Genomic DNA, 14320 nt, shown 5'->3' on the forward strand with positions numbered 1-14320 from the left:
CGGTGTCGGGCGCCGCCCGTCACGGCATAGGCTCAATATCGCGGGCGTAGCGGGCCGCATCGCCTTCGCAATCTGCTTGACCACCGGGTGATACTCCGGCAGGCCCAGGAGGCGATGCTGCAAGCGGCCCTCAATGCTGGGGCCGTGGCGGTGCGCACGATCACGGGTCCTAGCCGTAGCGGTTCAGCTCGGGCACCGAGCCGGACTCGCACAGCGTCTGGTCTCGGGGTCGCGTGCGCGTCAGGGCCCGCTCCACGCCAGATACAGCTGCGCCACCGTTCGATATGCCGCATTCGATGTCCTGGCGTAGGCCGCAAGTGCGGCCGGTGCGAGGACTTCGGCGACCGTCGCTATGGGCAGGCACAGCGCGCCGTCGAGGTCCAGCCACAGCAGTGCGGGGGCAGGCGTCGGCCCGCTGCGCTGTCCCTCGAACCCTGACGGCGGCTCTGCCGGAGCGGACAGCGCATCCAACGCCGTCGGTGTGCCGGGTGCGGTCAACTGAGCGTGGTACGCAAGGCTGGTCATGCATGCTGGGTGGTAGTCGATGCGTAGGGCTGCCATTGCGCGTGCCAGCTCGCCTTCCGCTCCCGGCGAGCCCGCTCGAGCGGCCAGCAGAGCCTTGTTGGCCAGCAGCCATGGATCTCCCGGGCTCTCGCCGAGCGCCGCCTGCAGGGCTCGGGCGGCCTCCTCCGGTTGGTTTGCGACGACGGCTTCGCCGGCTGCGGCCCAATGGTGCATTGCTCGTCTCCGCGCGTCGAGGAGGGATTCGGCGGCGGTGCGGACCTTGGAGGCGAGGTCGCGGTCGACGTCCTTTCTTTGACACGAGGTCAGTACTTCGATCGCCGCCTGCGGTTCCCCGCACGCCAGCAAGGCCGCGGCGGTCACCTCTGACATTTCTTCCTGATACGGGAAATGCCGCTTCATCTCCTGCTCGGCGTCGAGGGTGAGGAAGGGCATGCCGAGCTGGTAGGTGAGCTGCATCAGCCCCTTGTAGTAAGCACAATAGTTGGGCTCGATGGTCACAGCGCGGTAGTACCTGGCCAGCGCCTCGGCCCGCTCCCCTTGCGCTACGAGAATTTCCGAGGATTCGGCCAGAGCCTGAGTGTGGAACGGATTGATTCGAAGAATTTCGTCAAGGTGTGCCAGGGCAGCGTCCGCATCCTGGCGCTCCACGGCGGCGCGCGCCGCGTCGAATTCTTCTCGCGTCTGCGGCGCCGGGTCGTCGAAGCGAAGCAGCGCGATCGAGTCCTGCAGCTCGTACCAGCCGTTGTTCGCGTACATGATGATGTAGTCGGGCACGTGATCCGAGAAGTACTGCTTCAACTGTGCGTAACCCTGGCGGCGTTCGTCGATATACCGGTCCGCGAGGGCCTGGTCGCGGTACACCTTGATGACGTGGTACGCCAAGCCGCTGCGTAGGTTCACAAGACGGTGAACGACCTTTTCGGCTCCCTGGCCGACGAAGCCTGCGATCCGGTACGCGGTGCCGTTGACGATGACGCTCTTGCCCTCGAACTCGTCCGGGGAGTGACGATCGAGGTCCAGTGGTTCCGTCGCTTCGCGGGGGGTCACAGCACGACGGCCTGTCCGGCCGAACGGATTTTGAGGAAGAGAGGGCTGCCGATGAGCAACCCCGGCTCGTGATGGAGGCGGAGGAACACGGTGTCGAAGAGCAGACTTCCGCCGCCCTGAAGGAACCAGTGGTTTTCCGAGGTGATGACATACTTCTCGTCGACGGCTTCACTGAAGTAGCGCAGGGAGCAGTCAAGGCGAACGTCCGAGCGTGGAACCGAACCTGTCAGGCTGATGATGTCGACCGCCGGATCGTCCACTCGGCCGGGTGGCGGCGCGGAGGACCGGTGGAAGACTCCCGTATACGCGACGTACCGCGACTGCGGCACTGCCCCTTCGTCCTGAAGCCATCCGATGGAGCCACTCTCCACGAGCCCCGCCAGCACGTGCCGCAACTGCTGCATCAGTTCGACCCGTCGGGCGCTGCCGTGCGTCAACAGGTGTGGCCGACCGAAGGTGCCGCCCATACGGAAGAGTTCTCCCACAGACGCCGATCCGACCGTGGGCTCATCCCTCCGGACAGATGATCCCTCGTCCGCCCCGGCGCCTGCGGCATACAGCCGCTCGACCTTCGAACGCGATACGTAGCAGAAGTAGTCTGTCGGCGACGGTGCATAGGACGGCTGGGCCTGCGCCGCTGCCGGGTCTGCCCCGGCCGGTCCTTCCTGACCGTCGTTGTCAGCCGCGTCCCGTGCGGCCACCCACAGTCGCCGGAACTCCTCGCGGTCACCATTCAGGACCTCGATGACCAGTTCCAGTTGCCCCCAGCGGGGTAAGCGGTCTCCTCGCAGCACCGCGGCGACGGTGGTGTGGCTGATCGCGTTGTGCGTTTGATGCGCAATCAACCGCGTGGCGGGTTCACCGGCCTCCCGGTACACGCGCTTCAGACGATGTCGCAGTTCGCTGTGCGGATCCAATCCATCCCCCCGGCCGACGGAACGGCATCGGATGCATCGTACGCAAGAGGGCACAGCGATGCCCGCGGAACAAAGCCCCTCGGTTCAGCGCCTTTCCGGAGTGGTGTGTAAGCCGGCGTGCGGCTTTGTCAGCACCCGTCAACTGGGCTATTAGCCCGATGACGATGGATGAAGCACCCCGTCCGGCATCCCGCCGCGGGGCGTCCAAGGAGTCGCTATGCGCCATGTGTTCGATCTCGTCTGTCAAGGACTGCTCACGCAGCTCCCCACCGTCCTCGTCGTCGCTACCGCGACCTCCCTGCGTTCCTGGCTGAGACGGTGGGAACGCCTCGGCCGGACGGAAGGCGGCGAGGCCGGGGAACGACGACCCTTACCTCCGGAGTAATCAGCCCCACAGGCCTCTTGAACTTTGGAGACATGTGGGCCGTCCGCTGAACCGCTGCCCTGGTCATTAGTCGGCGCGGAGCCGATCAACGCCATGCGGGGGCGCCGAGCGCGCACGCGATACCCCCGGCCGCGGCCAGACCCATCTGAAGGGCTCCCGACAACTCCGGACCCGTCGTCACGACGACGTGCCGATGTCTGCCACGCACAGGGCCGCCTCCTCCAGCGCCCTGCCGGCCGCACCGTCGTGATGCCAGTCTCGCCATCAACCTGATCCTCGCACCCCGAAGGAGCTGTGGGCGTTGCGCTACCCCGACTCCAACGACCTGCACGTCCTCGAGCGCCGAGCAGGCGACCAGCATTGCAGCCTGCCTATCGACCACAGCGGGGCCACGGCCGCATGCGCATTCAGTCGTCGCGCCTCGCCGATGACCCCGCCGTCGTCGTCCCCGGCGAGCGCATGGACGACAGCCCCACTGGCGGGAGATGGAGCTCGGCGAGCCGCTCCACGTCGGCCCCGACCTGGGCATCACCCACGGTGGCCCTGCCGGGTCCTCCGGCCCACCAGCTCGCCCTGGACGACCTGTATCCCAACGCGGCCCACTTCCCAGAAAGCCGCCTGAAGCCAGCCGACCCACACCGAAGATCGCCAAAAACTTCACCAGACCAGAAGGGTGCCTGGGCGCGCCTCCAGCCGGCTTCTCAGCAGGCTTGCCGGGCCGTCGCGTTCCCGTCCGGGTCGTCGGCCGGGACGACGGGGGCATCGTGCTGGACGTCCTTGTGTGAGACGGCCAGGTAGCCCACGAAGCCGAGGATGGCCACCGTCCAGGACAGGGTGACCGGTCCCAGACCCAGCTCGAGCCCGCCCCGGTCGTGGCCGACCGCCATCCAGTCGGCGACGGAGGCACCGAGCGGGCGGGTGATGACGTATGCGGCCCAGAACGCCGCCACCGCGTTCAGGCTGCCCCAGCGATGCGCGACGGCCGGAACGGCGATCGCGGCGGCATACAGGACCGCGGAGCCCAGGTAGCCCAGGCCGATCGTGGCGGTGAGATCCCCAGCGGCGGTACCCAGCGCGAACGTGGCCAGCACAGCGGCCCAGTAGAACGTCTCGCGGGGCCGGGTGTGGATGCTGTGGATGGACAGGGTGCCTTCGCTGCGGAACCACAGGACGAAGACCGCGGCCAGCGCGACCAGGAAGAACGGCGTTGAGAGCGTATACGGCACGCCGAGACCAACGTGCAGGACGTCTGCGGCCATCGTCCCGAACACGCTGACCATGACAATCGCCGTCCAGTAGATCCACGCCACGTACCGCCGGACGACGAACTGAGCCGCCAAGGCGGCCGCCAGAGCGATCCCGCCCAGCCCCACAGCCGGGATCGGGCCGAGCAGGTGGGCCAGGTAATCCGAAGCCGTCTCCCCCATACCGGTCGTCAGCACCTTGATGATCCAGAAGTAGACGGTCACTTCCGGCACTTTGCTCGCCGCGTGACGGATGTGGCCGGTGGGCCGGTTGTGAGTGAGGTGATCAGTCGACATGACAGGCACGATGGCACGAGCCCCAGCCGCCGCCCCAGACCCCTTTGCCAGAGCTTTGGCGCCTGTGGAACCTGAATTTTCCAAGATCACACCGAGCCTGAACGCAACCTGAACAAGGCAGCCGAGAAGCTGGCCGGCGCCGTGCAAACGGTGCTATCGACAGGCCTCTGCGGCGCGTGCCCCGGCCCCCGACGATGCTGGACCGCAGGGACACCCGGCCGCTTCCCAGCGGAACATCCCCGGCACGGTAAACGAGCAGCCACCCCTCAGGAGCGGTGATTCCCCCTGTGCGGGTTGGTTTTATGCGGCGCTGCTCGCGCTGCGCTGGCTGATGGACGCGCTCGCCGATTAAAGGAGGGGTCCAGAACGTTGCCGTTCGCGCAGTGGTTGACGGTGTTGGCGAGCGAGGCTCCGCCGACGGGGACGACGGCCAGCAGTTCCTGGAAGCAGACTGTTGCCGCGCTGAAGTTCCAGTTGTTTTGGTGAGGCGCACGAGCGGGGGTCCTCTCGAAGATCACCGGCTGGTCGTGATCTTCGTAGCGGCCCCTGAAGCCGACGCGCCCGGGAGGCGGCGGTGGCTCCACCCGGGCGGTAAGTCAGATGGTCGCCTCCGGCACAGGGGGCAGGTGTCGACGAGCGAAGAAAATCGAACGACTGATTGAATTCAGTCATGCGACCGATTCCCGACGACCTTGCCCGGGCGGTTGGCGAGTGGCACGCCACCTACCGCCAGCTCGCGGCTCAGCCGCGCACCGTGCTGCGGAGACGACTCGTCCAGCTGTCGGGCGAGGTGCTCTTCCACCCCCAATGGCATGGCCAGCGCACGCCGGCCGCATCAGCGCTTTACGCAGGCGGTGATCGCGCCCGCGACGTCTCGGCCGCCTCCTGATCCTGCACGCCTGATCAAGCTCATGAGCAGTGCAGTTCCGGAGGTGCTGACGGCTCGGTCATGGCGCCCGCAGGATGGGCGAGAGCCGGTCGGGTGGACCTGGCCTTCGTCTGATCCGCCCGCCTTCTGGGTCATGTCGGCGGGGCGCTGGCGGCGGGCCGAGGTACGGGCCAGGCAGGACTGGTCAGACGGTCGCGTCATCTACCAGATGCTTGTGGATGCGGAAGGATCCGGCTCGAAGGGCCAGGCCAAAGCCAAGGGCGTGGTGTCGGGAGCGGCGGACACTCTTTCCGACGCCGTCCGCCAGGGACGTGGCGAAGACCGGCGGGCCGAGGCCGCGGGGGCTGTACGGTCCCGCCGCCGTCGTGAGGAGGAGGCTTGAGCCACGCGGCTGGTCAGTGCAGGATGCTGACGGCCCGGGCGATCACGAGGAGCGAGGTGAACAGGGCGGAGACGCTCTGGATGCTCATCAGGAGCTTTGCCCGGGTCGACAGCGGCATCGTGTCGGTCGGGCTGAACGCCGTGGAGTTCGTGACGGACACGTAGAGGTAGTCCACGAGGGTGGGGACCCAGTCCGACGTGCCGCTGGCGCCGTCGGCCACTTCCTGGATGGCGTCGTCGTTCTCGTCCTGCGAGAAACGGAAATCCGCCAGGGGCAGGGCCGAGCGGGGCGCCTGGGTGCGGCTGACCGGGCCGCCGCGGTCCAGCTCCCAGTAGGCCAGGCCGAAGACGATGATGTTGGTGAGCCACACCTGCAGCGCCGCCACCAGCAAGGACCGGCCGTCCTTCACCCCGGCATACACCAGCTCGTGGATCAGGATGACCAGCGCCACCAGATTGCTGACGGCGATGACCGCCACGAGCGTGAGGGAAAGCACCCGGAACGCCTTCGTCTGCCGGGTCAGACGCTTCGGGTTGATCGCGATCAGCGGAACGAGCAGCAGGCACTCCAGGGCGGGCAGCACGTAGCGCGGAGCGACCAGCAGCCGTTGCGGCAGGAGCAGGTACAGGGCGATCGCGGCGAGCGTCGCGACGACTGCAGGCAGCCGTACTTCGCCCCTGCGTTCGTGCCGGGGATGCCTGGTGCTCGCCTCCGCACGCGTACGTGCCATACCGACTGGTCCTTCCGGTCGCCGCCACTGACAGCGCCACGACGCCTGCGTCCTTCAGCGGTGCAGGCCACCGGGCACCTCCAGCGTCTACCCCGAGTACGGCTCTCCCCGGCCTGCCTGGTCGCGGCGCGCGGGGCCGGCGGGGGCGGTGTCAGCGTGGGAGGACAGCACGCGCCCGTCACGTGGGCAGGGCCGGCGGCGACCGCACAGCAGGAGGGATCATGATTCGGACTAAGGTCCGGTGGGGTTGACCCGCTCCCCGGGGCGGGCATGTCGGTCCGTTCCTGCCGCGCGGCGCGCACTGCCGCGAGTATGCACGGAAGGCCCTACCGCAGTGCGGCAGTTCGATCGCGCCACGCGTTGTTACCCCGAAAATTCCAGGCCACCGCGTCGATGATCACCCGATGGTCCCGCCATCGACCACCACGCGGCGCCTGTATCGCTCAAGCCACCCCTGGACTCCACATCGGATCAAACGACTACCTGATCCACAGGACACCTAGGCGCTGCGTGGCTTGCGGCTGCTTGCCTTCTTCGTCGCCGTCTTCTTCGCTGCGGTCTTCTTGGCGGCCGCTTTCTTCTCGACGGCCTTCTTCTTCGGCTTCGGCAGTTCGTGCACCTCGGCCTCGGCGCCGTGCTCGCCACGGGACTCGCGGGCCTTGTCCACCGAGGCATTCAGTGCGGCCATCCGGTCGAGTACCTGCGCCGGCTCCTCCGGCTCCGGCGCCTGGGGGAGCGGCTTGTTCTCCCGTTTCGCTTCGATGATCTGCACGATGGCATCGGTGCACTCGTCGTGTGTGTCGAGCGCCTCGAGGTCCTCGACGGTCATGGTGCCCATGAGGGCTCCTCGTCCGAGACCTGTACCGGCGGCGGGAGCAATTCGGCCGGGTTGCGGATCTCATCCGGCCAGCGCATCGCGAGAAGGACCAGGGCGTCGTCCCGGACCCGCAGCATGCCCAGGCGTACTCGGCCGCTCCAGGCGTACTCGGCGATGGTGACCTTCGCGGACCGTCCCGGGGCCTGGAGCAGGAGCTTGGAGGGCTTGGCGGCGACCTGGCCGCTGGCCTGCAGGTAGTAGCCGTCGCTGATCTGGATCGGGTCAATGTCCGCGGCCGAGACGAACACCACTATCTCGATCGCCTTCGCCAGTGCCGCACCCCGGGCCGGGTGCCCCCGGTTCGGGCGGCGTTCAGTGGGTGGTGTATCCGCCGTCGACGGGCAGGGCGACGCCAATCACGAAGCTGGCGCCGGGGCTGCACAGCCACAGGGCGGCGGCGGCGACTTCCTCGGCCTGGCCGAGGCGCCCGATGGGCTGCTCGCTCATGATCGCGGCCATGGCCTCGGCCTGCCCCTCGAGCATGTCGGCGACCATCGGGGTCTCGATCACGCCGGGACAGACGGCGTTGATGCGGATGCCCTTGGGCGCGTACTCGACCGCGGCGCTCTTGGTCAGGCCGATCACACCGTGCTTGGAGGCGTGGTAGGCGGCGCGCTCAGGCAGGCCGACCAGGCCGCCGAGGGAGGAGCAGTTGACGATGGCGCCGGAGCCCTGGGTGCGCATCTGGCGCAGCTCGTGCTTCTGGGCGGCCCACACGCCGCGCAGGTTGACGCCGTTGACGCGGTCGAAGTTCTCGGCCGTCTCGTCGGCGGCGCCCGAGGGCGGGACCTGGATGCCGGCGTTGTTGAAGGCCATGTCCAGGCGGCCGTAGGTGTCCACCGCGCTCTGGACCATGGCGGCGGCCTGGTCCTCGTCGGTGACGTCGCACACCACGCCGATGGCCTGGTGCCCGGCGTCGGTGAGTTCCTTCGCCGCAGTCTGCACGGCGACCTTGTTCACGTCAGCCAGCACGACGGCCGCACCGGCCTGGGCGAAGGCGCGGGCGGCGGCCAGTCCCATACCGGAGGCCGCGCCGGTGACCAGGGCGACCTGGCCTTCGAAGTTGTACTGCGGGTTCATGTTCAGGGGTCCAATCTGTGTAGCGGCCCCGGCGTTTGGGGCACCGCCTCGTGCAGGGGGTTCGTGTCAGCCGTGTTCTCGCCGCGGCGGATGTGCCCGATGGTTGGTCAGGGGCGCAGGAGGGTCTTGATGGCGCGGCGCTCGTCCATGGCCCGATAGCCCTCGGCGGCCTGGTCCAGGGGGAGTTCGAGGTCGAAGACCTTGCCCGGGTTGATCCGGCCGGTAAGGACGCGCTCGATGAGGTCGGGCAGGAATGCACGGACCGGAGCGGGGCCGCCGCGCAGGGCCACGTGGGAGAAGAACAGCTCCTCGCCGTCGATCTGCACACCGTGCGGGACGCCGACGAAGGCGACATTGCCGCCGGGGCGGGTGGAGTGCAGGGCCTGCTGCATGGACTCGGGGTTGCCCACACACTCCAGGACGGCGTCCGCGCCGATGCCGCCGGTCAGCTCCTTGACCCGGGCAGCGCCCTCGTCGCCGCGCTCGGCGACGATGTCCGTGGCGCCGAACTCGCGGGCCAGCTGCTGGCGGGGCGCGTGGCGGGACATGGCGATGATCCGCGTCGCCCCGAGTTCCTTGGCGGCGATGACCGCACACAGGCCGACCGCGCCGTCCCCGACCACCGCGACGGTGTCACCGGGCTTGACCTGGGCGGCGACGGCCGCGTACCAGCCGGTGCCCATCACGTCGGAGCAGGCCAGCAGGCTCGGGATGTGCTCCTCGGCCACCTCGCCGGGGACGTGGACGAGGGTGCCGTCGGCGAGCGGGACGCGGACGTACTCGGCCTGGCAGCCGCCGACGAACTCGCGGTGCAGGCAGTTGGTCTGGTAGCCGTTCTCGCAGTTGGGGCAGGTGTTGTCCGAGGCGAAGAACGAGCCGACCACGAGTTGGCCCGGCTTGATGCTCGTCACCTCGCTGCCGACCTCTTCGACGATGCCGACGTATTCGTGGCCGCCGGGCGTGGGCTCGGCGACCTCGTTGATGCCTCGGTAGTCCCACAGGTCCGAGCCGCACACACAGGTGGCGACGGTGCGGATCACCGCATCGGTGGGCTGCTGGAGGGCGGCCTTGGGCCGGTCTTCGACCCGCACGTCGCGGGGGGCGTGGAGAACAGTAGCGCGCATGATTCTTTCCGTAATCGCGAGAGTGGGAGTGCAGGGCGCCGGATGGTTTCCGGGCGGTGGAGGGGCGGCCGTCTGCTGGCCTGAAATCGATGAAACGGCAGGTCACGCGCGTATGGAAGGACCCGCTGTTACATGTACTGGCAGGGCACCCTTCACGCACCGCGATCGTCGTAGCCTCGAAGACATGGACAACCGAAGCGAGGTCCGCGAGTTCCTCACCAGCCGCCGCGCGAAGATCACCCCGCAGCAGGCGGGCCTGCCTGCCGCCGGACACCGGCGGGTCAAGGGGCTGCGCCGCGAAGAGGTCGCGATGCTCGCCGGGGTCAGCGCCGAGTACTACGCCCGTATGGAACGCGGAAACCTCTCTGGCACCTCCGAAGCTGTCCTGGACTCGCTGGCCCGTGCGCTGCAGCTCGACGAATCCGAGCGTGCCCACCTCATGGACCTGGCCCGCACCGCCAGCACCACCCGCCGGCCCGCACGCCGCCGCACGGCACAGCCCATCCGGCCCGCCCTGCAACAGCTCCTCGACGCGATGACCGACGCGCCCGCCTTCATCCGCAACGGCCGCCTCGACATCCTCGCCACCAACCGCCTCGGCAAGGCCCTGTACTGGCCGCTGTTCCAGGACCCCGCCCGGCCGGTCAATATGGCCCGCTACCAGTTCCTCAACCCCGGCGCCGAGCAGTACATGACCGAACTGGACCACCAAAGGGCCGCGGCCGCAGCCCTCCTGCGCACCGAGGCCGGACAAGACCCATACAACCGCGACCTCAGCGACCTGATCGGCGAACTCTCCACCCGCAGCGAAGACTTCCGTTCGTTGTGGGCCGCACACAACGTGCGCCTGCACCACACTGGCCTCAAACGCTTCCGCCACCCCGCCGTCGGCGATCTCACCCTCGCCTTCGAAGCCCTGCCCCTACCGACCGACCCCGGTCTGACCCTCACCGCTATGAGCGCCGAACCCGGCACCCCATCGGCTGACGGCCTCAAATTGCTATCCAGCTGGTCCGCCACACTCGACGGGAACCACCAACCGGACAACGAACCCACCAACGACCAAGGCGCCACACACCGGCCCTGAGCGTTCGCCCGGCAGCGCGTGAAGGTCTCCCGCTACTCGCTCCGTGATGCGCGAGCCTTCAGGCTTCCAGGCCGTACCTGGCGGTCAGAGGGCCGACGCGATCCAAGACGGCAAACTGCTCGCGTCCGGACTCTCCTTCCACTCATCGATGGTGGCCTCCCCCACACTCTCGGGGAAATGCCACGCGCCTGAGACGACGCCGCCACACCACGACATGAGATGGCCGAAGACACCCTGGTCAGGAGCCCGACTCATGCCACCAACCGTGAGATCCCACAGCACCCCTAGCCTAGGAACGTCCCGCCGCCGGCGCACCACACCGTGCGCCCCTCGGGGCATGGCGGAAGGGTGGCGTCATGGCCAGTGAGCGCCCAGTCGTGATCTACCCGCCCAATGAGTACGGTGGCCGCCGTGTCCCTCGAGCGCGTACTGGGCCCGCGACTGGACCACCCCGCCTTCACCTGGCTCCTCGAGCGATACGGATCCCCCAACGCTCTGCGGAAAGCCGGCCGCCGCAGACTCGTCGAGGTAATCCGTCCCAAGGCCCCGCGCATGGCCGCCCGGCTGATCGACGACCTCTTCGACGCCCTCGACGAACAGACCGTCGTGGTCCCGGGAACCGGCACCCTCGACGTGGTCATCCCGTCGCTGGCCGCCCGCTCGCTCGCCGCGGTCCACGAGCAGCGAAGGGCACTGGAAGACCAGATCAGCACCCTGCTGGAGGCCCACCCTCTTCACCCGGTCCTGACCTAATGGTGGTGCACGACGGTGACGGAGGGCCGGAGGACGTCTGGTCCTGACCCGGAGCTCGACTCCTACTTCATTGAGGCTGTGCGCAACCGGCCCTCCGTTTCCGGCGCGTCGTGGTCATCCGCTGGGTAGTGCGTCTTCCGAGCCGCCGGCAAGGAGACCTCTCATCGACACCAGAGCCACCTGCTCCGCATACAGAGCGAGGCCCCTGCCGACCGCTGGGGATGCGAACTGCCAATCGGATGCCGGACCTACGAGTCCTCCCATTAGGGCGCGGCGTTTTCCCTGCACTGGCTCCTGCACCATCTGCGTTCGAGGAGGGCCTGATTGAAGATCTTCTGCGGCATCGACTGGGCGGAGGACCACCACGACGTCGCCTTGGTCAATGAGCGAGGCGACCTGGTCGCCAAGCAACGGATCAGCGACGACCTTGCCGGGCTGGAGGCCCTGCAGCAACTTCTCGCCGAGGCCGGGGACGACGAGCCTGGGGATCCGATCCCCGTCGCGATCGAGACCTCCCGCGGTCTGCTGGTGGCCTGCCTGCGAGCCACCGGCCGCCCTGTTTATGCCATCAACCCCATGGCGGTCGCTCGCTATCGTGAGCGACGTTCGGTCGCGCGGGCCAAGTCGGACCACGCGGACGCCCTCGCCTTGGCGAACGTCCTGCGCACGGACGCGGACCATCACCGTCCCCTGCCAGCCGACTCCGAACTCATCCAGGCACTCGCTGTCCTGGCCCGGGCCCAGCAAGATGCGGTCTGGAACCGCCAGCAGCTGGCCAACCAACTCCGATCCTTGCTGCGCGAGTTCTTCCCGGCCGCCCTGGCCGCCTTCCAGGTCAAGAACGTAGGCCTGGCCCACCCGGAGGCCCGCGCTGTCCTCGCCGCAGCTCCCACTCCTGCCGCGGCTGCCGCGCTGAGCAAGGCCCGGCTCCGGTCTCTTCTGCGCAAGGCCGGCCGCCAGCGCCGCATCGAGCCCCGGGCCGAGCACCTCGTCGGTGTCCTGCGCCAGCCGCACATGCGTCAGCTCCCGCGCGTCGAGGAAGCCCTCGGCCACCAGGTCAGGGCACTCGTCCTGCAACTCGATGCCGCCGCCCAGGCGGCCGATGACCTCGCAGCCGCATGCGCCGAGAGGTTCACCGAACACGAGGACGCTGAGATCATCACCAGCTTTCCGGGCCTGGGTGAACTCACCGGAGCCCGCATCTTGGCCGAGATCGGCGACGACCGCTCCCGGTTCGCCGACGGCCGGGCGCTCAAGGCATACGCAGGCTCAGCGCCCATCACCAGAGCCTCCGGCAAAAGCTTGATCGTCCACCACCGCAAGGTGAAGAACCAGAGACTGGCCGCAGTCGGCTACGTCTGGTCCTTCGCCGCACTGTCCGGATCTTGCGGAGCTCGCGGCCACTACGACCGCCGCCGAAGTATCGGGGACCGGCATACAGCCGCCTTGCGCAACCTCTTCAACCGGCTCCTCGGCCAGCTCCACCACTGTCTCATCACACGCCAGAACTACGACGAGAACACGGCCTTTCCACCCCCACTACCAGTCCCGGCTTGACGCCATAGACCGATCGGATGTCTCGATGCCGGGAGTCGGGGTCAGGACCGCCGCCGTCCTGCTGGTCACCGTCGGCGACGGAAGCGGCTTCCCCACCGCAGCCCACCTCGCCTCCTACGCCGGCCTCGCCCCCACGACCAGCTCGTCGGGGACCTCGATCCACGGCGAACACGCACCACGAGGCGGAAACCGGCAGCTCAAACGTGCCATGTTCCTCTCCGCCTTCGCCTGCATGAACGCCGACCCGGCCTCCCGCACCTACTACGACCGGCAAAGAACCCGCGGCAAAACCCACAATGGTCCCGGCCTGGGCGAAGCGGCTGGCGGTGCCGGACTCCCACATCCCAGCCCGCTCGAAGATGGCGGTCGACCGGCTGATCGCACGGCGCGAGGTACACCTGCGGGAGAAGACGCTGTGGCGGATGCTCTACGAAACCGCCGGGCGGGCCGAGGAGATCCTCGGCGTGAACATCGAGGACCTGGACCTCGCCGCGCGCCGCTGCCCGGTCAAGGCGAAGGGCGCTCGGACCAAGGCCCGCCGCCGCGGCCAGGCGCGCGAGGACTACGTGCTGGAGCCCGTGTACTGGGACGCCGTCACCGCCCGGCTCCTGCCCCGTCTGCTGAAAGGCCGCACCCACGGCCCGGTATTCGTCACCCACCGCCGCCTGGGGCCGGGCAAAGTCGTCAGCCCCCGTGACGTTTGCCCGGACACCGGACTGGCCGGCTGGTCGTACGGGCAGGCCCGCGCTCTGCTCGATGAGCACACCGCCGTGCGCGGACCGGGCACGGGCTGGGACCTGCACGAGTTCCGTATCTCCGCCCTGACCCATCTCGGTGAACAGGGCGCCTCGCTGCTGATGCTGATGGCGAAGTCCCGGCACAAGAAGCCGGAGAACGTCCGCCGCTACTTCAAACCGTCGCCCGAGGCGATTGCCGAACTCACCAGCTTGCTCGTCCCCGGCGACGCCCGGCGCACTCGCGGGGACGTAGTCACGGTGTCGGGGAACTGTCAGTAGCAAGGCGTTACGGCTGCGTTCGGAGCACGACGGAACGAGCGGACCGGTTAGGGTCGCTGCCGTGGACCTTCAGCAGCGCATCTGTGACCGCGCAGGTGAGTTTCTGTTCTTCGCGGTGACGCCGCCCAGGCAGACGACCACCCCCGATCGGGCTCAGGAGATCGCCGACATCACCCGCAAGCGGCTCGACGGCCTGGAGCCCGACGGGCTCGTGCTCTACGACATCGACGACGAGAGCGACCGGAACCCGGCCGAGCGGCCGTTCCCGTTCACGCCGACGATGGACCCCGCGGAGTACCTCGCCCGGCACTTCGGAGAGCTCGACCTGCCGGTCGTGGTCTACCGGGCGGTCGGCAAGTACGACGAGAGCGACTTCCGAAGCTGGCTCACGGAGCAACCAGACCGGGTCC

11 protein-coding genes and 4 pseudogenes are annotated in these 14320 nt (G+C 68.3%); 7 read left to right on the forward strand and 8 right to left on the reverse strand.

Features of this window, described 5'->3' with window-relative positions:
- Positions 1–240 precede the first annotated feature (240 nt).
- The 3 genes from AB0J12_RS34645 to AB0J12_RS34655 form a co-directional block, all read right to left on the reverse strand.
- On the reverse strand, positions 241–1572 hold the full coding sequence (locus AB0J12_RS34645; protein WP_363268621.1) for a hypothetical protein: 1332 nt from the start codon (positions 1570–1572) through the stop codon (positions 241–243).
- Entirely contained in the window at positions 1569–2489 is a 921-nt protein-coding gene (locus AB0J12_RS34650; RefSeq protein ID WP_363268623.1) for a hypothetical protein, read from the reverse strand. The genes AB0J12_RS34645 and AB0J12_RS34650 overlap by 4 nt, the downstream gene beginning before the upstream one ends.
- A gap of 1086 nt (positions 2490–3575) precedes the next feature.
- Entirely contained in the window at positions 3576–4415 is an 840-nt protein-coding gene (locus AB0J12_RS34655) for a hypothetical protein (protein ID WP_363268624.1), read from the reverse strand.
- 670 nt (positions 4416–5085) lie between these two features.
- Here AB0J12_RS34655 and AB0J12_RS34660 point away from each other — a divergent pair.
- Positions 5086–5304 carry a hypothetical protein gene (locus tag AB0J12_RS34660; RefSeq protein ID WP_363268625.1) on the forward strand — a complete coding sequence of 73 codons (219 nt, stop codon included), beginning with the start codon at positions 5086–5088 and terminating at the stop codon, positions 5302–5304.
- Between the two features lie 395 nt (positions 5305–5699).
- On the opposite strand, the gene AB0J12_RS34665 is transcribed toward AB0J12_RS34660, so the two are convergent.
- From AB0J12_RS34665 to AB0J12_RS34685, 5 genes are all read right to left on the reverse strand, one after another.
- Positions 5700–6416: a hypothetical protein gene (locus AB0J12_RS34665; protein ID WP_363268627.1), complete on the reverse strand. Its 717-nt coding sequence runs from the start codon at positions 6414–6416 to the stop codon at positions 5700–5702.
- A 499-nt stretch (positions 6417–6915) separates the two neighbouring features.
- Positions 6916–7254, reverse strand: coding sequence for a hypothetical protein (locus AB0J12_RS34670; protein ID WP_363268628.1), 339 nt, complete (start codon positions 7252–7254; stop codon positions 6916–6918).
- On the reverse strand, positions 7242–7544 hold the full coding sequence (locus AB0J12_RS34675; RefSeq protein WP_363268629.1) for a Ku protein: 303 nt from the start codon (positions 7542–7544) through the stop codon (positions 7242–7244). Before AB0J12_RS34675 ends, AB0J12_RS34670 begins: the two co-directional genes overlap by 13 nt.
- Before the next feature lie 61 nt (positions 7545–7605).
- On the reverse strand, positions 7606–8373 hold the full coding sequence (locus tag AB0J12_RS34680; protein WP_363268631.1) for a glucose 1-dehydrogenase: 768 nt from the start codon (positions 8371–8373) through the stop codon (positions 7606–7608).
- 107 nt (positions 8374–8480) lie between these two features.
- The gene (locus AB0J12_RS34685) at positions 8481–9497 is read right to left on the reverse strand and encodes a zinc-dependent alcohol dehydrogenase family protein (RefSeq protein ID WP_363268632.1); all 1017 of its coding nucleotides are present in this window, start codon (positions 9495–9497) and stop codon (positions 8481–8483) included.
- 184 nt (positions 9498–9681) lie between these two features.
- On the opposite strand from AB0J12_RS34685, the gene AB0J12_RS34690 reads away from it, so the two are divergent.
- The 6 genes and pseudogenes from AB0J12_RS34690 to AB0J12_RS34715 form a co-directional block, all read left to right on the forward strand.
- Complete coding sequence (locus AB0J12_RS34690; protein WP_363268633.1) at positions 9682–10584, forward strand: helix-turn-helix transcriptional regulator; 903 nt, start codon at positions 9682–9684, stop codon at positions 10582–10584.
- 414 nt (positions 10585–10998) lie between these two features.
- Positions 10999–11334 (forward strand): annotated as a pseudogene (locus tag AB0J12_RS34695) (IS110 family transposase); the annotation flags it as partial.
- Between the two features lie 327 nt (positions 11335–11661).
- Positions 11662–12894, forward strand: a complete 1233-nt coding sequence (locus tag AB0J12_RS34700; protein ID WP_363268634.1) for an IS110 family transposase — start codon at positions 11662–11664, stop codon at positions 12892–12894.
- Positions 12895–12916: 22 nt separating this feature from the next.
- A pseudogene (locus AB0J12_RS34705) lies at positions 12917–13192 on the forward strand (IS110 family transposase); the annotation flags it as partial.
- Between the two features lies 1 nt (position 13193).
- A pseudogene (locus AB0J12_RS34710) lies at positions 13194–13910 on the forward strand (site-specific integrase); the annotation flags it as partial.
- A gap of 61 nt (positions 13911–13971) precedes the next feature.
- Positions 13972–14320 (forward strand): annotated as a pseudogene (locus tag AB0J12_RS34715) (5,10-methylenetetrahydrofolate reductase); the annotation flags it as partial.

Source organism: Streptomyces sp. NPDC049915, from assembly GCF_040656475.1.
Lineage (GTDB): Bacteria > Actinomycetota > Actinomycetes > Streptomycetales > Streptomycetaceae > Streptomyces.